Raw genomic sequence first — 19,612 nt, 5'->3', positions numbered from 1 at the left:
GAAGACCAGCGGGTGGGCGGGACCCGCCGCGGCGTCCCGCCCACCCGCTGGTCTTCAGGTCAATGGATGCCCGGGAAGTCGACGATCACGCCGATGATTTGCGGGTTCACCGAGGTGCTGCTGCCCTTGAAGGTATTGGCCTGTGCGGTGCTCTTGGTGTACTCGGACTGGTGACCTCCCGTGCCACCGAAAGTGAAGGGTCCGATGCGCACACCCGCGCTGCCCTCGAAGGCCTGCTTGTTCTGCTGATAGGTGTTGGCGCTCATCGTGATCTCGAACGAAGGCTTGTAGACGACCAGCAGTTCGGACACCCGTGCCGCAACGATGCCGTTCGGGCCGAACAGGGAGCTCGATCCCGGGCCACCGTTGGCCACCCACGGGGCGACGATGGTGTAGCCCTGGCCGTTCGGCCCCTGCTGGGCCTTGGCCAGTTCGCTCATGAAGCCGCCCGGGTACCAGTCGCCCGGATTCACCTTCACGCGCGTGGAGGACTCGCAGCTGATCTTCACTGCCGAACTCGAGTCCTGGTTGAACAGGTCGGACTTGCTCCAGCCGCCCGATGCGTTGACGCTCCAGAAGAAGTTGCCAACGCTGGTCGAGCCCTTGGCAAACGAGGACTTGAAGTCGCTGCTCGACTGCGAAGATTTCATCGCGATCGAGAACGCGCCTGCGCTGCCATTGCTGAGCGCTGCGCGCCAGTCCGCGCCCGTCGTGTCGATGTGGAAGTCCGGCTGCCAGCGCAGGATGCCCGAGCCATCCGGCACCTTGGTCCAGCCTGCCGGTGCGTTGTTTGAGGCAGGGTCGCCCGACGGAATCTGCATCATGTCGATGGCGCGCTGCAGATCGCTGGGCATGCTGGCCCGCTCCAGCTCCATCTTCATCTTCACCGCCTGGTTGTAGGCGTTGGTGGCCGCCTGGATGGCGGCAACGTAGGCAGCAGCCTCCGGCGCGTTGTTGAGCCAGGTGTTGATGTCAGGGTAGCGGGCTGCGAATATCAAGCCGCCGTTCTGCTTTGAACTCAGGTAGAACTGGTTCATGTCGCTGTTGGCCTTGGCCATCGCATTGCTTTTCTGGACGCACAGGTTGGCCAGCTCCGTCTGATTGGCCTGCTGCTCGGGGCTGACCTTGAATGTCACGTGACCAAAGATCTGACGGACGGCGTCGAAGAGCGTCGCATCGAGGCTGCCGTACTGGCCGATCGCGGACCACTGCGGCATGCCGCTGACGATCTGATAGGCGGCCGGGTCCCATTGCCCGGTCGGAGCCGTGCCCCAGCTGAAGTCCTTGGGGGTGCCGAGCAACTGGAAATTCGGGGTGCCGAGATTATCGACAAGGGCGTTGTACAACTGGCTGAACATGGCTTGATCTGACATGGCGTGCAATTCCTGAAATTGAATGGATAGGGAGCGACATGAGGTTTGAAGTCATGAACGCTTTTCTTTGCCAATGAGAATGATTGCCCGGTATTGGGCCTAAGGCATGGGATGCTTGGGAGAAATCGCAGGGGGTGACCGCGAAGAATGATTCATGGCGGGATACTCCTTTGAGTTGCGTGCAAGGATCCGACACGTGGGTGCCGGGAGGATGCCTCGACGGATGCGGACCGTAGAGGCGGAAAAAATAAAAGGCGAAGAGACTAAAAGGCGAAGAGATATGAGCTTCTGCAGTCGTTCAAGGCTCGCGCGGATATTCCATGTCAACCGCGCAAACCTCAAATGCAATGGTGCCTGCTGAAGCCGCCATAAGGAGATTGCTCACCCTTCGGTTGATCCAAAGTCGCGAAAGTCAATGTCCGAGATTCGTTGTGCTCATCATGCCCAATTGCACCAGGAGGGTGGAATACTTCCAATGTCGTATTCGGTGGGTACGGACAGGCGATGCACGCTGGCCTGGATATCAGGTGTCGCCGCCATTGCGAGTTGCCGTTGGCGCGAATGTCTGCAACTGGGCCGTGCTTGTCAGGCCCAGTTTGCGCAGAATGTTTTCGCGATGCTTGCGCACGGTCAAGTCACTGAGGTAAAGCGAACGTGCAATCTCCTTGCTGGTGTGTCCCGCCAGCACGTGCGCCAACACCTCCTGCTCGCGAGGAGACAGAGGGAGCGGTGAGCGGGCAGCGCTCAACCAGCCTTGCCGCCTGGCATGCGTGACGAGTTCTACGGCATTGCGCAGGCCCAGCCGTGTACACATATTGCTGCGGTGCTTGCGTACCGTGTGTTCGCTGATGCCCAGCGTGTGCGCAATGTCCTTGCAACCAAGGCCTTTGGCCATCGCTTCGAGTACATCGATTTCGCGCGCAGTGAGTGCAGACGCGATGACTTCATCTGCTGTTGGATGCTCAGCATCGAGATGGCATTCGCTATTTGCCAAAGCTATTTCCGATATGTCCATGGTATGTCTCCCATTTTCTATGTGCCGATGCCATAGGGCTATTCCACGCCGAAGCCTCGGCGAGACTGCTTTGCACAGTGCCGTTTGAAAGATTGAATAACTCGCTAAAGGGCCTGTTTACCGACTGAATAAACTGGCGTCATGCCATTCGTGTAGAAATTGTGCGGTAAAGGATCAGCCGGAAAAAGCCTGAACATTGGACGATTGAAAATCGCGCGCATTCAGCCTGCGGCAGCCTTTTGTATCCAAGGCGGGAGATTAGTAAACCATTATCAAGATGGTGTGGTGCGTTGAGGGAGTATCAAAGTCGTTTGAGAATCTGTTATCGCCATTTCACCGTTGGAATGGACATCTTAGTGGAAATCTCTGGCGAAATCATTACATCTGGCTACAAAAAATCAACACCAAGGTTTTTGCAGCAGATTGTGGGAAAGCCAATGGTCTTCTGTGGGTCGCGCTTGTGTGATCAGGATTTTCTGGCATTGCCCATCCGAGTCCAGGATGCGGGCTGTAGCGCAGGTCTTGAGACATGCGGGTAAGCAATTGCTGCCATGGCGCATCGAGAAGCGGCTGGGTGCCTGCGATGTGCTTCAAGGGAAGCACCTCTTTTGCCAAAAGCGTTCCCGGGTCATGACGAAGGGCGTGAGCACCACGACCGTCGCCAGTTCCAACGACCTGGATAGACGCCAGTTCAAGGGGCAGGGCGGGTGCCCTCGTCAGGCCCGCCCTCCAGCACGCGCAGCAGCAGGGAGAGCCTCTCATCCAGCGCGGCCAGTTCGGCGGCGGGCATGGGCGCCAGCATGGCGCGCTCGTTGTCCAGGTGCGCTTCCACGGCGCGGTCTATCAGTTCCAGCCCCTGGTCGGTGAGCTGCACCAGCATGCTGCGCGCGTCCTGCGGGTTGGGCAGGCGCTGTACCAGGCCGCGCGTCTCCAGGCTTTTCATGCGGTGGGTCATGGTGCCCGAGGTGACCATGAGCGTGGAGAACAAGGCCGTGGGCGTGAGGCAGAAGGGCGCGCCCGAGCGGCGCAGCGTGGCCAGCACGTCGAACTCCCACATGGTCATGCCGAAGCGTGCAAAGCATTCCTCCAGCCGTTGCTCCAGCAGGGCAGCGCAGCGCTTGATGCGGCCTATGGGGCCCATGGGGCTGGGGTCCAGGTCCGGGCGTTCGCGGCGCCATTGGGCCAGGATGGTGTCGACATGGTCGGGCAGGCGTTGGCAGGAGGGTTGGGTCATTTGTCTTGATTTTAAGATAAATCGTGCATAATGGGTTTGTCTTGAATTGAAGATAAATCCATGTCCTCCTCCTCATCGTCCTGTGCCTCCACGGCTCCTGCTGCAGCCAGCGCTGCCATGTCATGGCGCGACATCCTGCTGACCGCGCTGGCCCCCGCCATCTGGGGCTCCACCTACATCGTCACTTCCGAACTGCTGCCGCCGGACCGGCCGTTCACGGCCGCGCTGATCCGCGTGCTGCCGGCCGGGTTGCTGCTGGTGCTGTTCACGCGGCGGCTGCCAGCGGGTTCGGGCTGGTGGCGGCTGGCGGTGCTGGGCGCGCTGAACATCGGCGTGTTCCAGGCGCTGTTGTTCGTGGCGGCCTACCGGCTGCCGGGCGGGCTGGCGGCCGTGCTGGGCGCCGTGCAGCCGCTGCTGGTGATGGCCCTGGCCTGGGGGGTGGATGGGCGCTCCCCCGCGCGGCTGACGCTGTGGGCCGCCGTAGCCGGCATTGGGGGCATGGCAGTGCTGCTGCTGTCGCCGCAGACGGTGTTCGAGCCCGTAGGCATGGCGGCGGCGCTGGCCGGCGCGGTGTGCATGGCGGCCGGCACGTGGCTGACGCGGCGCTGGCGCGTGGACTTGCCGGTGCTGGCGCTGACGGGCTGGCAACTGCTGTTTGGCGGGCTGATGCTGCTGCCGCTGGCCTGGTGGGTGGATGCGCCGCTGCCCGCGCTGTCTCTCACCCAGCTGGGCGCCTATGCCTATCTGTGCCTGGCCGGCGCGCTGCTGGCCTATGTGCTGTGGTTTCGCGGCATCGGGCGCCTGCCTTCGGTGGCCGTGTCGTCATTGGGCTTGTTGAGCCCGCTCACGGCCGTGGTCCTGGGCTGGGCGCTGCTGTCGCAGTCCATGACGGGCATGTCCTTCCTGGGCCTGCTGGTGGTGCTGGCCAGCGTGCTGTTGGTGCAGTGGTCGGCTTCGCGCGGCGCCTGAGTTTCTGGCATCGAGGTTCCTCTTTTTTCCCACCGAGCGTTTCACATGACTTCTTCCGAACTTTCCTCCATGCCCATCGGGCAGGCCATCGCTTCGCGCATTTCCGCAGACCGTTTCGAGCCGGGCCGCCCGCTGGCCGATGAGACGCTGGCCGCGCTGGTGGCCCAGGCCTCGCTGTCCCCGTCGGCCTACAACCTGCAGAACTGGCGCTTCATTGCCGTGCGCACACCCGAGGCCAAGGCGCGCCTGAAAGCCGCCGCCTATGGGCAGCAGAAGGTGGAGGACGCCTCTGCCGTCTTCATCGTCTGCGGCACGCTGGCCGCGCATGCGCGGCTGGCGGAGTTTTTGCAGCCCAGCGTGGACAGCGGCGTGATGAGCCAGCGCACGGCCGATGGCTGGGTGGCGCAGGCCCATGCCGCGCATGCGGACAACCTGCAGTTGCAGCGCGACGAGGCCGTGCGCTCGGCCTCGCTGGCGGCCATGACGCTGATGCTGTCCGCCCAGGGCCTGGGGCTGGCGAGCTGCCCCATGGTGGGATTCGATGCGGAACTGCTGGCAGCGGGCTTTGGCCTGCAGGCCCACGAACTGCCCGTGATGCTGGTCGCCGTGGGCCACGCGGCAGGCACGCCACGCCCGCAGAAGGCGCGCAGGCCGCTGGCCGACATCCTGGCCTATGCCTGAGCGTGGGATGGGTTGGCCGGGTGCAGGCTCAGCTGGCAGGCTGCAGCTGCATGCCCAGGCGCGAGAACAGGATCTGCCGACCGTCGCCCTGCAGGCGCTGTATCACCATGCCACCATCGCGGTGCAGGTAGATGCGCAGGGCGCTGCCGTTGCCGGGATCGTGGTCCAGGTAGCAGGGGTCCTTGTCCAGGTCCTTCCAGCCATGGGGTTCGACCAGCCGGCGGCCGGCGATGCGGCGCAGCTCGGACTCGGGCGCCGCGAAATAGGTGTGGGTCTGCAGCCACAGCGTGCGCAGCTGTTCGAAGGCCTGGTCGCGAGAAGAACAGGCGGGCGCAGCCTCCAGCAGGGACAGCAGCATGTCCAGAAGCTGATCGAATGAATACTGCATGCCGCGCCCCTTTCAGCGATCGACGGTGCGCACCGCGCATCCTCGATCAGCGTAACCGGATATGGCGCGAATGTGAACAAAGCATGACCGTGGTGGTTTGTCGCTATTGCCAGTCCGTACCGACAGTGATTGGCGCGGCTGTTGCATGTGGGGCATGTGAGGCATGTGGGGCAAGGGCCTGGATGGCCGGACAATGGCCGGCAGATCCGGCGTGATGCCTGTCTTTTGCGCCTGCCCCGCTGTTGCCGCCATCTTCCTGTTTCCCTTCACTTGTGCTGCCCATGGAACGCTTCACCATCTCCATCGACGACGACCTGGCCCGTGATTTCGACGGCTGGATCGCCGCGCGCGGCTACGACAACCGCTCCGAAGCCATACGCGACGTGCTGCGTGCCCACCTGGCCCAGGTGCGCGAGCGCGAGGACGCCGACGGCCTGTGCGTGGCCAACCTGTCCTATGTCTACAACCACCACGAGCGCGATCTGTCCGAGCGCCTGGCCAGCCTGCAGCACGACCACCATGAGCTGCACATGGCCACCACGCACGTGCACCTGGACCACGAGCAATGCATTGAAACCGTCATGCTGCGCGGCCCGGCCAGCGCCGTGCGGCGCTTTGCCGACACCATCACGGCCGAGCGCGGCGTGCACCACGGCCAGCTCAACGTGGTGATGGTTCGCAGGGCAGAGCCTGGCGGGCACGATCACGCGCACCACCATCCGCATTCGCACGACGATTGAGCCAGCCCGGGGCCGGGCGCCTTGCGCAGCCCCTGTCATGCAGGTCGGTATGAAGTTTGCTTTTTTCTTCATACAACTCCTGGAAACGCATGACACATCCCCTGAATTCCCCTTCCCGGCGCCTTGCCGTGCACCAGATTGCAGCAGCTGGCCTGCTGGGCCTGGGTTGCATTCCCCATGTCGGTGCACAGCAGGCGGGCGACGCCACGGCCAGCCTGCAGCCTGTCGAGGTCAAGGGCCAGACCGCGCGCGGCGCCTCGGCCGCCTACACCACCAGCGTGATCGAGGCCGAGGACATCGCCAACGCCCATGTCAGCCATCCGCAGGAGCTGCTGCGCCAGGTGCCGGGCATGAATGTGCAGAACTACCAGCTGTCCGGCGTGGGTGACGCCATCGTCATGCGCGGCTTCGGCGGTGGCGGGCACGGCGGCGACGTGGGCGTGGTGCTGGACGGCATTCCACTGAACGAGGCCATGTCGCATGCCGACGGCTATGTGGACCTGGGCGTCATCGTGCCGCTGGAGATGGAGCGCATCAGCATCTACAAGGGGCCGGTGTCGGCGCTGTACGGCAACTTCAACCGCGCAGGGCTGATGGCGATAGAGACGCGCAAGCAGGGCGACTACACCCCCTACCGCGAGGCCGACGTGAGCCTGGCCTCGCACGGCACGCTGGACGCTCAGGCGGCGCTGGGGCTGAAGCCGGGCGATGGCGAGTTCCTGAACCTGGCGGCCCAGCACTACCGCACGGACGGTTTCCGCGCGCAGTCGCAAATGCAGCGCAGCACGGCATCCCTGCGCTGGAGCAAGCGGCTCTCGTCACAGCTGGAAGTGGCGCTGTCGGCACGGCTGCACCACGGCGAGGGCGACTCGCCTTCGTACCTGACGGCGGGGCAGTTCGCACGCGATCCGCGTGGCATCGATCCGCGCGCCATGAACGATGGCACGCGCAAGAACTTCGCCACGCTGCGCGCCGATGTGCAGTACGCGCTCTCGCCACGGCTGACCTGGCTGGGCTATGCCTACACCACGCAGCAAAGCTTCACGCGCTGGTTCAGCCGGCCCATCGACGCACTGCAGTGGCGCCAGCGCGAGGAAAGCTATGACCGCGCCGTCTACGGCGCAGGCACCAGCCTCAATGGCCGCCATGCCACGGCGCTGACCCCGATCAACTGGGTGGCGGGTCTGGAGGCCGTGCGCGAGTCCACCGACTACCAGTTCTACGACGGCCTGCAGTGGCGCGAGCGCACGGGCGCTGCCCTGGATGACCGCAATTCCAGGCTCAACACCCTCTCGGCCTTTGCCGAGGTGGATGCGCCCGTTCACCGACTGCTGCAGCTGTCCGCCGGCCTGCGCTGGGATCGCTTCACGGGCGGCTGCCGTCCCAACGGCCCTGAGGCGGGCAGCGACCCCTGCGGCCCGCTGGCGCGCACCTCGCATGCCAGCCCCAAGCTGGGCCTGCGCTCGCAGGTGGCGCCGGGTGTGCTGCTGCGCGCCAGCTGGTCCGAAGGATTTGCGCTGGCCAGCGATTTCGCCAAGTACGCGCTGGGCGCCTCGCAGCTCGATCCCAACATCTTCCGCCAGACTGAAGTGGGCGCGCAGATCAAGCCCATGCCGGGCCTGGTGCTGGATGTGGCCGCCTATAGGCTGCAGTCCTCGGGCGAGATCCGCAGCGTGGCGCCCGGCGTCTATGAGAACTTCGGCGCAACGCGCCGCACGGGCGTGGAGGCCAGCGCGCTGTGGGCCGTGCGCAAGAACCTGGACTTGCAAGTGGCCTGGGGCAGCGCCCATTCGCGCGTGACCGAGAACGGCAACCCGGCCCTGGTCGGCAACCAGGTGGCCGGCGTGCCCCGGCAGACGGCCACCGTGGGCCTGGCCTGGCGCCCGCTGGCGCAGTGGGAAGGCTCGCTCACCTGGCGCCGCGTGGGCCGCTATGCCGTCACCGCCGACAACAGCGTCTTCTATGGCGGCTACGCCACCTGGGACCTGGGCCTGAGCTGGCGCCTGCCTTCGGCGCGCAGCCGCATCTACGCCGTGGTATCCAACCTGGGGGACAAGGCCTATGCCACGTCGGCCTCGGTCATCCGCGGTGTGCCGCTGTTCGCGCCCGGAGCGCCTCGCACGCTCAAGGTCGGCGTGCAGACGCAGTTTTGAGGAAACCCCAAATGAGAAACAGGTACATGACAGCCCGCCATCCCTTCGCCGCCGCAGCGTTCGCTGCGCTGCTGGCCTGCGCACCGCTGGCCCAGGCCCACAACGTCTGGCTGGAGCCCGACGCCGACGGCGCCTACACCGTGCAATTCGGCGGCCATGAGGGCAAGCTGGAGAACTTTGCGGCCGGCAAGCTCAAGAGCGTTGAGGCCTACGACACGCGCGGCCGCCGCATCGACGTGGCCGTGCAGCCCGTGCCCGGCGGCGCCCGCGCCACGCCGGCGCGCAAGGCCGCGCTGCTGGCCGCGCATTTCGACAACGGATTTTTCAGCCGCGTGGGCGAGGGGCCGATGGTCGAAAAGCCCATGACCGAGAACCCCGGTGCCACCAGCGGCGTGCATGCGCTCAAGTTCCACAAGACCATCCTCGAATGGGGCCCGGTCACCCGCGAGAAGCTGGGCCAGACCCTGGAGATCATCGCCAAGACCCGCCGCTCCCCCCACGCGGGCGAGCCCCAGCAATTCCAGGTGCTGCTGGGCGGCCAGCCCCGGGCCGGCGTGCGCGTGTCGCTGGGAGAAAAGGGCGAGCCCCTGGAGACCGATGCCGACGGCCTGGTGACCGTGCTGCCGCGTGCCGGGCTCAACCAGCTGCTGGCCATCGTGCGGCTGCCTGTCTCCGGCGATGCGCGCACCACCAGCCTCAGCTACGAATACCTGCTGGGGTTCTCGGCGCATTGAAAGGGGCTGGTGGCCCGGTCCGGCGTGGCCCGGCCTGGCGTGGCCCGGCGTTGTGGGGTCAGTCCAGCGCCAGGCGCCGGTCTGCAGCCAGCTTCTTCCACTTGGCGTTGTCCTGGGACATGAAGCGCTGGATCTCGGACAGGGACATGGGCGTGGCCACGGCCCCGGCGGCCTGCAGCGTGGGGCGCAGCTCGGGCGACTGTATGGCCTGGTTGATCCATTGGTTGAGCTGGGCCAGCCGCTCGGGGGGCGTGCCGGATGGCACGGCCACGGCATACCACTGGGTGGCCTCGTAGCCGGGCACGCCGGCCTCGCGCATGGTCGGTACATCAGGCAGGCTGTCTATGCGCGTGGCGCTGGTCACGGCATAGGCCTTCAGCCGGCCCGACTGGATGTGCGGCAGCACGGGCGTCACGCCCAGCATGGCCAGGGGGATCTGCCCGCCCACCACATCGGTCACGGCCTGGCCGCCGCCCTTGTACGGCACATGCACCATGCTGGTGGCCGCCAGGGCGTTGAGCAGTTCGCCCGCCAGATGCTGGGAGGTGCCCGTGCCCGAACTGGCGTAGCTCCATTGGCCCGGTTTGGCTTTCATGGCGGCTACCAGTTCGCCCAGGCTGCCGGCCGCACCCGGGGCAGGGCCCACCAGCACCATGGCGCCCCGGGCCATCACGGCCACGGCGGTCAGCTCGCGGCCCACCTCGGGCTGGCGTGGGCCGGACAGCTGCGGTCCGGGCACGGAGACCAGGGTCAGGCCATCGGCAGGCGCCTTGGCTGCCGCCTGCAGGCTGATCGCGCCCGAGGCGCCCGGCCGGTTCTCCACCACCACGCTGACACCGGCCCTGGCCTCCAGTTGCCGGGCCACATGGCGGGTCAGCACGTCCAGGCTGCCGCCGGGCGCAAAGCCCACGATCCAGGTGATGGGCTTGCCCTGCGGCGCGTGCGCCGCCGGCTCGGCCGCGCGGGCCGTGGGCAGTGCAAGGGCCAGCAGGGCTGCGGCGGCCAGGGGGCGCAGTGCATGGCGGCGGGTGGTCGGCAGGCGGCCGCTGGCCTGCGGGGCGGGTAGGGGTGCGCAGGTCATTGGTCGGGGGCGCCGGGCGCGGTGTTGGGGTGTGCCTTGCAGCTTTCGTTGAAGCGCTGGACCATGGTCAGCATGGGGTTGAGCACCCAGGTGTTGAAGATCAGCACGTCATGCTCCTCCTTGGGATCGCGCACGATGTTGAACAGGTAGGGTGACTCCAGCTTGCCCTTGCTCTCGTTGACCTCGGGCTCCCAGTAGAAATGCAGCTTCCAGTCGCGCCACTTCGCGGCCCGCAGCTGGTCCTTGATGTAGAAGAGAAAGCCCTCGCGCGCGGACCGGGGCTCGCCCAGCAGGAAGGCCGTCTGGTCCAGGCCGTCGATGGGCCGGTCCTGTGGCATGGCGGCGCCCGCCACCGCCGCCAGGGTGGAGAAGATGTCGGTCACGTGCATGATTTCATTGCTGGTGCGCCCGGCCTGGATGCGGCCCGGCCAGCGTGCGATGAAGGGCACGCGCAGGCTGCCCTCCATGGCCGTGTGGTAGGTGCCGCGCCAGGGGCCGGCCGTGCCGCGGTAGGGCTGGCGGAACTCGGGGCCGTTGTCGCTGCAGAAGATGAACAGGGTGTCCTCGCGCAGGCCGAGCCGGTCGATCTCGTCCGAGATCTGGCCCACGCGATGGTCCATCTCCACCATGGAGTCGGCAAAGTCGCCCTGGCCGGTGCGGCCCGCGAAATCCGCATGCGGCAGCGTGGGAAAGTGCAGGTGCACCAGGGGCAGGTACAGAAAGAAGCGGCGGTCCCGGGCGTGGTTGCGGCGCATGAAGTCCAGCGAGCGCTCCACCAGCTCGGCATCGATGTTGCGCCGCGATTCTAGGTCGTAGACCTTGACATCGTCCGAGGGCGCGCCCGCGCGGCCTTCCATGATGTGGGGCAGGGGCGCCACCAGGGGGTCGTAGCCCGTGGTCGCGGTGAACTGGCTTTCGTCCGTGGTGCGGGGAATGCCGTACCACTCGTCGAAACCCCGGTCCGAGGGATAACGCCCCGGAATGTCCCCCAGATGCCATTTGCCGAAATGCGCCGTGGCATATCCCTGGGCCGACAGCAGCTGGGCCAGCGTGGTCTCGCCGCGCGTCAGGCCCTGTGGCAGCCCGGCCGGCACCGATTGCAGGGCACCCGTGCGGATGGGATGGCGCCCCGTCATCAGGGCCGAGCGCGTGGGCACGCAGTCGCTTTCCACGTTGAAGTTCTGCAGCAGCAGTCCCTCGCAGGCCAGCTGGTCGATGCGCGGAGTGGGCGCGCCGCGCAGCGCACCGCCGCCGTAGCAGCCCAGCTCGCCCCAGCCCAGGTTGTCCGCGACGATGAGCACGATATTTGGTGGGTTCATGATGTGGCTCAAAAAGTTTCCATGCCAAAACTCTAGCCACAAGCCCTGTCTTGGTGATAACCAAACCAGCGAAAATCGATGCACATCTGGAATGGCTTTGCTCGGCAAGGTAGCAAGCTTTCTCGTTTTTCTTCGTTGACAAGGAATGGCATGACGGGATTTGCCTATAACGAGCTGGCCTGCTTTCTGGCCGTGGCTGAGCATGGCCATTTCGGGCGTGCGGCCGCTGCCCTGCAACTGACCCAGCCGGCCGTCTCCAAGATCGTGCGCCGCGTGGAGCAGGGGGTGGGAGCGGCCCTGTTCACGCGCGGAACGCATGGCGTGGCGCTGACCAGCAGCGGCCAGCTGTTCATGGAGCCTGCGCGTCAACTGGTGCTGCGGCATGAGGAGACGATGCGCGCCGCCAGCGACATCCAGGCCCAGCATGTGGGCCTGATCCGCCTGGGCTTCACGCAGGCCACCTCGGAAAGCCGCGCCACCCGGGCCGTGGCCGAGTTGCTGCGCCGCCGCCCCGGCCTGCGCGTGCGGCTGACCGTGGGTAAGTCCGACGACTTGGAGCGCGCGCTGCTCGACGGCAGCCTGGACTTGGCCGTGGTGCCGTCCTACCCGGGCCATGCCACGCGCTGCGCCCAGGTGGTCATTGGCGAGGACGAGCTATGGGCCGCCGCACGGCCGCGCCACCCGCTGTTCCAGCTGGCGCTGGAGCAGGGCCTGAGGTTCGGGCATTTGCAGGGCTACTCCTGGGCCTTGCCGGCACCGGGCGCCGCCGTGCGCAAGGTGGTGGACGAGGCCTTCGCGGCCCAGGGCCTGGGCGCGCCCACCGTGGCCCTGGAGATCCAGCACAACACCGAGGCCACCATCGACATCGTGGGCCAGACCGATCTGCTGTGCTACGTGCCCAGCCATGTGCTGCGCAGCAATCCCGAGCGCCTGCAGTCCCTGCCCATCCCCGAGCTGCGCACGCGCCGCAGCTGGCTTCTCATCAGCCACCCCAAGGCCCATTGGTCGCCGCTGATGTCCGCGCTGCGGGACCTGACGCTGGGGTAGCGGCCCGTAACGCAGGGCCGGTGCAGGCTGGCCTCAGATGTTCAAGGTGTCTTGCGCTCAGGCAGAGACGGGCGTGGAGCTGCCCCCCAGGTGCCGGGCCGGCCGGTGCGTGTAGCGGTCCAGGGCCAGGCCGTCGGTGCTGATTTCGGGGCTGCGGCCGGTGATCAGGTCGGCGATCAGCCGGCCCGAGCCGCAGGCCATGGTCCAGCCCAGCGTGCCGTGGCCGGTGTTCAGGAACAGGTTGGAGTAGCGCGTGGCGCCGATGATGGGCGTGCCGTCCGGCGTCATGGGCCGCAGCCCGGTCCAGAAGCTGGCGCGCGCCACGTCGCCGCCCGGGAACAGGTCGTTGACCACCAGTTCCAGCGTGGCGCGGCGGCGCGGGTCCAGGCGCAGGTCGAAGCCGCCCAGTTCGGCCATGCCGCCCACGCGGATGCGGTCGTCAAAACGGGTGACGGCAATCTTGTAGGTCTCGTCCAGCACCGTGGACTGCGGCGCCAGCGCCGGGTTGCCCAGCGGCACGGTGAGCGAATAGCCCTTGACGGGGTAGACGGGCAGGTCCAGCCCCAGCGGCTCCAGCGCCTGGCGCGAGTAGCTGCCGAAGGCCATCACGTAGCGGTCGGCGGTCAGCAGTTCGCCATTGACGCGCACGCCGGCAATGCGGCCGCCTTCGACCACCAGGCCATCCACGTTCTGGTTGAAGCGCAACTCCACGCCCAGGCCGGTGGCGATGCGGGCCAATTCATTGGTGAAGCGGTGGCAGTCGCCGGTCTCGTCCTTGGGCAGGCGCAGGCCGCCGGTCAGCCGGTCGCGCGCCTGGGCCAGCGCGGGTTCCACCTGGGCCAGCTGGTCGCGGTCCAGCAGTTCGTAGGGCACGGCGCATTCGCGCAGCACGGCCACATCGCGCTCCACGGCGTCCAGCTGGGCCTGGGTGCGGAACAGCTGCAGCGTTCCGCCCGTGCGCTGCTCGTAGGCGATGCCGGTGTCGGCGCGCAGCTGCTGCAGGCAGCTGCGGCTGTACTCGGCCACACGCATCATGCGTTCCTTGTTGACGGCGTAGCGCTGGGCAGAGCAGTTGCGCAGCATCTGCGCCATCCAGCGCAGCTGGAACAGGCTGCCGTCCAGGCGCACGGCCAGCGGCGCGTGTTCCTGCAGCATCCACTTCAGGGCCTTGAGCGGAATGCCGGGCGCCGCCCAGGGCGTGGAGTAGCCGGGCGAGACCTGGCCCGCGTTGGCAAAGCTGGTTTCGGACGCGGGCGCATCCTGCCGGTCCAGCACCGTGACCTCGGCACCGGCCCGCGCCAGGTAGTACGCACTGGTCACGCCGATGACACCGCCGCCAAGAACAAGGACTTTCATGGGATTTACCGCCAGGTCAACAAGATGAAATCAAAGTCTATTGACGATGAGGCAGTGGAAATCACTGAAATATTGATACTCTCCAGTGATTGATCATCCCCGGGAAGCACCGCCATGGCCGCCAGAAGTGAAAACCGCGTGCTCGACCGCACCGACCGCAAGATCCTCGACATCCTGCAGCGCGACGGCCGCATCTCCATGACCGAACTGGCCGAGCAGGTCAGCCTCTCGGCCACGCCCTGTTCGGAGCGCGTGCGCCGCCTGGAGCGCGATGGCGTGATCACCGGCTACCACGCCCATCTGTCGCCCGAGGCGCTGGGCAAGACGCTGCTGGTGTTCGTGGAGATCAAGCTGTCGTCCAAGTCGGGCGAGGTCTTCGACAAGGTGCGCCAGGAACTGCTGCACGTGCCCGACGTGCTGGAGTGCTTCCTGGTCTCGGGCAGCTTCGACTACCTGGTCAAGGCCCGCCTGGGCGGCATGCGCGAGTACCGCCGCCTGCTGGGCGACATCCTCAAGAAACTGCCCGTGCCGGCCGAGTCGCACAGCTATGTGGTGATGGAGGAGGTCAAGGAGACGCTGGCGCTGCCTGTGGATCGGTGAGGGAGCCGTCCTCGGTGTTCCAGGGTCGGATCTACCCCCATTCCTTATTGTTATTTACTGTTTGAAACTTTTGTCACAATAGATTTGATTCAAATGGGGTATTGTGCGATCCCATCCAAATGGATATCGGACGGCAGATCGGTTGTTATGGAGTTCCGCATTCATCGGCGCTCTCCGTTGAAAAGTAGGCAGGACGACAACTTGGAGTTCCATTCCAATGGCGGTATTGCAAATATTTGTCATTGAATGGTGAATTTTTGGGATTGGTGATTTTTAAAGTTCAATGCCAGTGATAACTTGATAGCTCAAATCTATCTATCGCTGGGAGTTCTATGAAAAATCACGCCCTCATGGCTGCCTTGATGGCCGGTGCAGCAATCTCGGCCTGCCCACCCGCCAGCGCGCAAGTGACGCGTTACTTCGGGGAGATGAGAACCTCCTACTCGGATTTCCAGGATCGCACGGCTTGTCCACTGGGGCCTCACGGCTCATGCCAGGATTTTCCGAGGACCGCCCGCCTGGCCGGCTGGTTTGAAACGGCCGCACCCTTGCAGCCCGACCTGGACGAGAGCGAAATAAGGGCGCTGGTGACTTCCTATAGTTTCTCGGACGGATTGACCACCTACAGCAGTGACGACCCGGATGTGCGCGCATTCATATTCAGGGTTTCCACGGACAGTGGGTCCAATATCGTGAGAAACAGAATCCACCTTCAACGCTGGCTGACGGAAAACAATCCGCACCGCTCCATCAATGGCGTTGGCCCGGGTGGATCTCCCAATGATGTGGATATGCTCAGCCGGTTTGAAATGGCCACGGAACAGGTGGCGGCCGTGAACAACGCGATGTGCGCTTCCCTGTTCTCGGAAACATCCCAGCAGGTCAGCCATTCGGGTGAGAGCGACACCTGTCTGGGGACCTATGAGATGCCCGACAACGGCGTGTCCGTTGCGTGGACCGGGGCGCCCGTGCAAAACCAGAACGTCATGTCCTGGCACAGGGAGGCCGTGCATCCTGCCCTGTCGTTGACCCACAGCATCTCGCCCGCAGGCCAGGTGCAGGCGGGGCAGGAGGTGCTCTACACCATCACCGTCAGGAATACGGGGACCGTGGCCGCCACCCAGGCGCAGATTGCCGACAGCCTGCCTGCCGGCCTGGAGCGCGCCACCTGGACCTGTACGCCCGGCGCCAGCACGCCATGTCCCGTGGCGTCAGGCTCCGGATCGCTGGCGGTCACGGTGCCCGTGTTCGCGGCAGGAGACTCGCTGGTTTTCACCGTGATGGCCAGCGTGTCCAACCCGGCGCCCGCAACCATTACCAATGTGGCCACCGTGGATGCCGGGGACCCGTCGGTGCAGTGCATGCAAGCAGGGCAGGTCGTGGGAACGGTGCCGTGCATGGCTTCCGCGTCCATCAATACGGTGGCAGCTTTCCCCGGCGGTGGACAGGTGACCCCCGTGCCGACGCTGCAGCACACAGCCCTTGCGGTCCTGAGCCTGCTGGCCGCAGCCATCGGATGGATGGGGCTGGGGCGGCGCCAGCGGGTCGGCGCGGGCCGCTGACGCGGCCACAGGGGCGCTGGCGCAGCTAGGTCGCGCTGGCGTCCTGCGCGGCGGCGCCCATTTTCTGGCGCGTGTCCTCGTCGAGCAGGCTGCGCACCTGGGCGAACAGAGGATCGGCGCCCGTGTACTTCCTGCCGTAGCCCAGGTTGAAGCCGTAGTCGAAATCCTGCGGATTGATCCCCTGGTTGTGCTGCAGGATGGTCTCCAGCTTGTCCAGGGCCTTGACGGCACGGGCCTCGGGGGTGGCGGCGTCTTCGTACTCCTGCCACAGGGCCATGATGGCGTCGCGGTGCCCGGGCTGCAGCGAGCGGGTCAGGTGCAGCAGGTCGGCCTTTTCCTGCGCGCTCTTGTCGGGGTGCTGGTTCTTTTCCACAGCGGGGATGTCGCCGTGGATGGCCTCGCCCAGGTCGTGGATCACGCACAGCTTGAGCAGCTTGAGCATGTCCAGCTGTGCGAACTGGTCCTCGAAGGCGATGGCCATCAGGCACAGGCGCCAGCTGTGCTCGGCCGTGCTTTCGGTGCGGCCGGTGGAGGTGTGGGCGCTGCGCAGCACGCTCTTGAGCTTTTCCGCCTCGCGCAGGAAGTCCAGGCGGCCCTTGATGTTGTTGATATCCATGGCGGATATTCTCGTCGGCTTTCACCAGGGCCGCGCGCGTCCGGGCTCAGTCGATCAGCCGCCCCTGCGCATCCCAGAACGGGTGCGGGCCGTCAAACTGGCCGCTGGCTACGGCATGGCTGACCAGCCGGCCGCCGGGCGGCAGGGCGTGCAGCATGAAGCCGGGCGGCTCCAGCGTCCAGGCCGATGCGGCGTCGGGCGCCAGGTCCAGGCAGACCTGGTGGGCGGGCGCAGGCGAGGTCATGGCCACCGTGCCGCCAAAGGCGACCTGGATGCTGCGGTGCAGGTGGCCGCAGATGACGCGCTGCACGTTGGGGTGGCGGCGCACCAGGTCTTCCAGCGCCTGTGCACCCTGCAGCAGGCCGATCTTGTCCATGTGGCCTATCAGGGTCTCGAAGGGCGGGTGGTGCATGGCGATGACCACGGGGCGGCCTTCGCTGGCGGCCAGTTGCAGCTCCAGCCATTGCAGGCGCTTCTCGCACAGGGTGCCCTCGCTGTGGCCGGGCACCACGGTGTCCAGCGCGATCAGCCGCAGCGCGCCAATGTCCACGGCGTACTGGATGAAGCCTTCGCTGCGCAGCCAGGTGTGCTCGGGAAAGGCGGTGCGCAGCGCGTTGCGGTCATCGTGGTTGCCGGGCAGCAGGTAGACGGGCAGGGTGCCCAGCGGTGCCAGCAGGCTGCGCAGGTGGGCGTATTCGGCAGGCCGGCCGAAGTCGGTCAGGTCGCCGGTGATCACCAGGGCGTGCGGCTGCTGGGGCAGGGTCAGCACGCTTTGCACCGTGCGCTCCAGGTATTGGGCGGTATCGATGCGGCGGTAGGTCAGGCGGCCGGGTTCGCGGATGTGCAGGTCGGTGAGCTGGGCCAGGAAGGTGGTCATGGAAGTGCGCAGGGTTTCAGGCGTGGGCATGGTTGGGCATCCATTGGTGGGGGGCGATGCGCAAGGCCACGCGGTCGCCCGATTGCGCGGCGTGGTCGCGGGCCACGTCGGCCATCAGCGGCGTGTGGCCCGCCAGCTCCAGCGTGAGCTGCAGGCGGTCGCCCAGGAAGACGCGGCGCGCCACCGATGCGGGCACGGCGCCCGGCGTGCCGGCGGCGCAGACCTCGATGTCTTCAGGGCGCAGCAGCAGCCGGGCCGCGCCCGTGCATTCGGCCGGGCAGGCCAGCTCCATGCCGGCCAGCGCCAGCCGGTTGCTGCGCGCATCGTCTTCGCTGCGTTCGACCTGGTTCACGCGCCCCAGGAAGGTGGCGACAAAGGGATGGGCCGGTCGGCGGTACAGGCTCTCACCGTCGCCCACCTGCAGAATGCGGCCTGCCTGCATGACGGCCATGCGGTCGGCAATGGCCATGGCCTCCTGCTGGTCGTGCGTGACGTGGACGGCGGTGATGCGCAGCTGGCGCAGCAGCTGTGCCAGCTCGTCGCGCAGGGTTTCCTTGAGCTTGGCGTCCAGCGCGGTCAGCGGCTCGTCCAGCAGCAGCACGCGCGGCCGCGATGCCACGGCGCGGGCCAGGGCCACGCGCTGGCGCTGGCCGCCGGACAGTTCGGCCGGGCGCTTGTGCTCCAGGCCGTTCAGGCGCACCAGGTCCACCAGTTCGCCCACCACGCGGCGCTGCTCCTGCTCGGACACGCCGCGTATGCGCAGGCCGTAGGCTATGTTGGCCTGCACGCTCATCTGCGGGAACAGCGCGTAGTGCTGGAACACCATGCCCACCTGGCGCTTTTCTATGGGCACGCGGGTGACGTCGGTGTCGCCGAAGGCGATGCGGCTGCCCGCGTCCGGCGTCTCCAGCCCCGCGATGATGCGCAGCAGCGTGGTCTTGCCGCAGCCCGAGGGTCCCAGCAGGGCCAGCACCTCGCCGGGCTCCACGCGCAGGTCGGTGGCCTGCAGGCCGCGCGTTCCGTCGGCATAGGTCTTGGCGCATTGCCGGATGTCGATGGCGACGCTGTTACTTTCCATAATGCTTCTCGATGAAATGCCCCAGCGCCTGCAGCAGCCACATCACGGGCAGGATGACGATGAGGAAGATGAGGGTATAGGCCGAGCCCACCTCGATGCGCATGGACGCATAGCTGTCGGCCAGGCCCACGGGCAGGGTGCGCGTCAGCGGCGTGTGCAGCATCCAGGTCAGGTTGAACTCGCCCATGGACAGGGTGAACACCATCAGGCAGGCAGCCACGATGGCAGGCAGCACGGCAGGCACCAGCACGCCCAGGAAGCGCTGCGCGAACGAGGCGCCCAGGCTGCGCGCTGCCTCCTCCAGCGCCACCAGCTCCTGGCGGCGCAGTGCCGAGCCCACCATGCGCACCATGAAGGGCAGGGTGAACACCACATGGCCCACCAGGATGAAGGCAAAGCTCTGGCGGAAGGCGGCCACGCTGCCATAGGCCAGCAGCAGGGCCAGGGCGCTGGCCAGGCCCGGAATGGCCACGGGCAGGGTCAGCAGTTCCTCGAAATGCCGGGCCCAGGGCGAGCGGCTGCGCGCCAGCGCATAGGCGCAGGGCACGCCCAGCACCAAGGTCATGGCCACGCAGGCGCAGGCCAGCAGCAGCGACATCAGCACGGTATTGCCGTAGCCGGCCCAGACCTCGGCCAGCCAGCGCGTGGTCAATCCGCTGGACAGGCCCTGGCCGTAGTTCTGCACCAGCCCGGCCAGCACCGACAGCAGCATGGGCGCCAGCATGAACAGGGCGACGGTGGCGGTCACCAGCCACATCAGCGGTGGCATTTTTTGTGTGGTCCGCATGG

At 66.3% G+C, this 19,612-nt stretch carries 20 protein-coding genes; 8 read left to right on the top strand and 12 right to left on the bottom strand.

The features are described 5' to 3' along the window. Nucleotides 1-59: 59 nt before the first annotated feature. From GRX31_RS22770 to GRX31_RS22755, 4 genes are all read right to left on the bottom strand, one after another. Nucleotides 60-1,373 carry a hypothetical protein gene (locus GRX31_RS22770; RefSeq protein ID WP_160854951.1) on the bottom strand — a complete coding sequence of 438 codons (1,314 nt, stop codon included), beginning with the start codon at nucleotides 1,371-1,373 and terminating at the stop codon, nucleotides 60-62. Between the two features lie 523 nt (nucleotides 1,374-1,896). Next, nucleotides 1,897-2,388, bottom strand: coding sequence for a response regulator transcription factor (locus GRX31_RS22765; protein WP_046988640.1), 492 nt, complete (start codon nucleotides 2,386-2,388; stop codon nucleotides 1,897-1,899). A gap of 378 nt (nucleotides 2,389-2,766) precedes the next feature. Continuing rightward, entirely contained in the window at nucleotides 2,767-2,982 is a 216-nt protein-coding gene (locus tag GRX31_RS22760) for a hypothetical protein (protein ID WP_160854949.1), read from the bottom strand. 97 nt (nucleotides 2,983-3,079) lie between these two features. After that, a complete protein-coding gene (locus GRX31_RS22755; RefSeq protein WP_160854947.1) occupies nucleotides 3,080-3,622 on the bottom strand; it encodes a MarR family winged helix-turn-helix transcriptional regulator in 543 nt (180 codons plus the stop codon). 117 nt (nucleotides 3,623-3,739) lie between these two features. On the opposite strand from GRX31_RS22755, the gene GRX31_RS22750 reads away from it, so the two are divergent. After that, entirely contained in the window at nucleotides 3,740-4,591 is an 852-nt protein-coding gene (locus tag GRX31_RS22750) for an EamA family transporter (RefSeq protein ID WP_160854959.1), read from the top strand. Between the two features lie 45 nt (nucleotides 4,592-4,636). After that, entirely contained in the window at nucleotides 4,637-5,272 is a 636-nt protein-coding gene (locus tag GRX31_RS22745) for a nitroreductase family protein (protein ID WP_160854945.1), read from the top strand. Nucleotides 5,273-5,300: 28 nt separating this feature from the next. Here the strand turns inward: GRX31_RS22745 and GRX31_RS22740 are convergent, their stop codons facing one another. Continuing rightward, on the bottom strand, nucleotides 5,301-5,660 hold the full coding sequence (locus tag GRX31_RS22740) for a hypothetical protein (RefSeq protein ID WP_016448140.1): 360 nt from the start codon (nucleotides 5,658-5,660) through the stop codon (nucleotides 5,301-5,303). Nucleotides 5,661-5,941: 281 nt separating this feature from the next. Between GRX31_RS22740 and nikR the strand changes: the two genes are divergently transcribed. From nikR to GRX31_RS22725, 3 genes are all read left to right on the top strand, one after another. After that, entirely contained in the window at nucleotides 5,942-6,400 is a 459-nt protein-coding gene (gene nikR / locus GRX31_RS22735; protein WP_016448139.1) for a nickel-responsive transcriptional regulator NikR, read from the top strand. An 89-nt stretch (nucleotides 6,401-6,489) separates the two neighbouring features. After that, nucleotides 6,490-8,553, top strand: a complete 2,064-nt coding sequence (locus GRX31_RS22730; protein ID WP_160854943.1) for a TonB-dependent receptor — start codon at nucleotides 6,490-6,492, stop codon at nucleotides 8,551-8,553. 26 nt (nucleotides 8,554-8,579) lie between these two features. Continuing rightward, nucleotides 8,580-9,287 carry a DUF4198 domain-containing protein gene (locus GRX31_RS22725; RefSeq protein ID WP_126311921.1) on the top strand — a complete coding sequence of 236 codons (708 nt, stop codon included), beginning with the start codon at nucleotides 8,580-8,582 and terminating at the stop codon, nucleotides 9,285-9,287. Between the two features lie 58 nt (nucleotides 9,288-9,345). Here the strand turns inward: GRX31_RS22725 and GRX31_RS22720 are convergent, their stop codons facing one another. Together GRX31_RS22720 and GRX31_RS22715 are read right to left on the bottom strand one after the other, a co-directional pair. Beyond that, nucleotides 9,346-10,368, bottom strand: coding sequence for a tripartite tricarboxylate transporter substrate binding protein (locus GRX31_RS22720; protein ID WP_047328102.1), 1,023 nt, complete (start codon nucleotides 10,366-10,368; stop codon nucleotides 9,346-9,348). Then, on the bottom strand, nucleotides 10,365-11,687 hold the full coding sequence (locus GRX31_RS22715) for an arylsulfatase (RefSeq protein ID WP_016448136.1): 1,323 nt from the start codon (nucleotides 11,685-11,687) through the stop codon (nucleotides 10,365-10,367). The genes GRX31_RS22720 and GRX31_RS22715 overlap by 4 nt, the downstream gene beginning before the upstream one ends. A gap of 150 nt (nucleotides 11,688-11,837) precedes the next feature. Here GRX31_RS22715 and GRX31_RS22710 point away from each other — a divergent pair, with 150 nt between their 5' ends. Then, nucleotides 11,838-12,734 (top strand): LysR family transcriptional regulator, encoded by an 897-nt coding sequence (locus tag GRX31_RS22710; RefSeq protein WP_013802902.1) that lies wholly within the window; start codon nucleotides 11,838-11,840, stop codon nucleotides 12,732-12,734. Nucleotides 12,735-12,791: 57 nt separating this feature from the next. Here the strand turns inward: GRX31_RS22710 and GRX31_RS22705 are convergent, their stop codons facing one another. After that, complete coding sequence (locus GRX31_RS22705) at nucleotides 12,792-14,090, bottom strand: D-amino acid dehydrogenase (RefSeq protein WP_016448135.1); 1,299 nt, start codon at nucleotides 14,088-14,090, stop codon at nucleotides 12,792-12,794. 114 nt (nucleotides 14,091-14,204) lie between these two features. Here GRX31_RS22705 and GRX31_RS22700 point away from each other — a divergent pair, with 114 nt between their 5' ends. Then, nucleotides 14,205-14,690: a winged helix-turn-helix transcriptional regulator gene (locus GRX31_RS22700; RefSeq protein ID WP_016448134.1), complete on the top strand. Its 486-nt coding sequence runs from the start codon at nucleotides 14,205-14,207 to the stop codon at nucleotides 14,688-14,690. Nucleotides 14,691-15,022: 332 nt separating this feature from the next. Continuing rightward, nucleotides 15,023-16,252, top strand: a complete 1,230-nt coding sequence (locus tag GRX31_RS22695) for a DUF11 domain-containing protein (RefSeq protein ID WP_160854941.1) — start codon at nucleotides 15,023-15,025, stop codon at nucleotides 16,250-16,252. 25 nt (nucleotides 16,253-16,277) lie between these two features. On the opposite strand, the gene GRX31_RS22690 is transcribed toward GRX31_RS22695, so the two are convergent. The 4 genes from GRX31_RS22690 to GRX31_RS22675 are packed head-to-tail and all read right to left on the bottom strand — an operon-like array spanning nucleotide 16,278 to nucleotide 19,610. Continuing rightward, nucleotides 16,278-16,868, bottom strand: coding sequence for an HD domain-containing protein (locus GRX31_RS22690; RefSeq protein ID WP_016448132.1), 591 nt, complete (start codon nucleotides 16,866-16,868; stop codon nucleotides 16,278-16,280). A 46-nt stretch (nucleotides 16,869-16,914) separates the two neighbouring features. Next, the gene (locus GRX31_RS22685) at nucleotides 16,915-17,775 is read right to left on the bottom strand and encodes a phosphodiesterase (RefSeq protein ID WP_160854940.1); all 861 of its coding nucleotides are present in this window, start codon (nucleotides 17,773-17,775) and stop codon (nucleotides 16,915-16,917) included. Continuing rightward, nucleotides 17,762-18,823, bottom strand: a complete 1,062-nt coding sequence (locus GRX31_RS22680) for an ABC transporter ATP-binding protein (RefSeq protein WP_016448130.1) — start codon at nucleotides 18,821-18,823, stop codon at nucleotides 17,762-17,764. The genes GRX31_RS22685 and GRX31_RS22680 overlap by 14 nt, the downstream gene beginning before the upstream one ends. Continuing rightward, nucleotides 18,813-19,610 carry an ABC transporter permease gene (locus GRX31_RS22675; protein WP_202396684.1) on the bottom strand — a complete coding sequence of 266 codons (798 nt, stop codon included), beginning with the start codon at nucleotides 19,608-19,610 and terminating at the stop codon, nucleotides 18,813-18,815. Before GRX31_RS22675 ends, GRX31_RS22680 begins: the two co-directional genes overlap by 11 nt. Nucleotides 19,611-19,612 lie beyond the last annotated feature (2 nt).

Origin of the sequence: Delftia sp. CH05 (assembly GCF_009827015.1) — a bacterium.
In the GTDB taxonomy this organism is placed as follows: domain Bacteria; phylum Pseudomonadota; class Gammaproteobacteria; order Burkholderiales; family Burkholderiaceae_C; genus Comamonas; species Comamonas tsuruhatensis.
The sequence above is the reverse complement of the archived record's forward strand: the minus strand, read 5'-3'. Positions and strand labels throughout refer to the sequence as shown.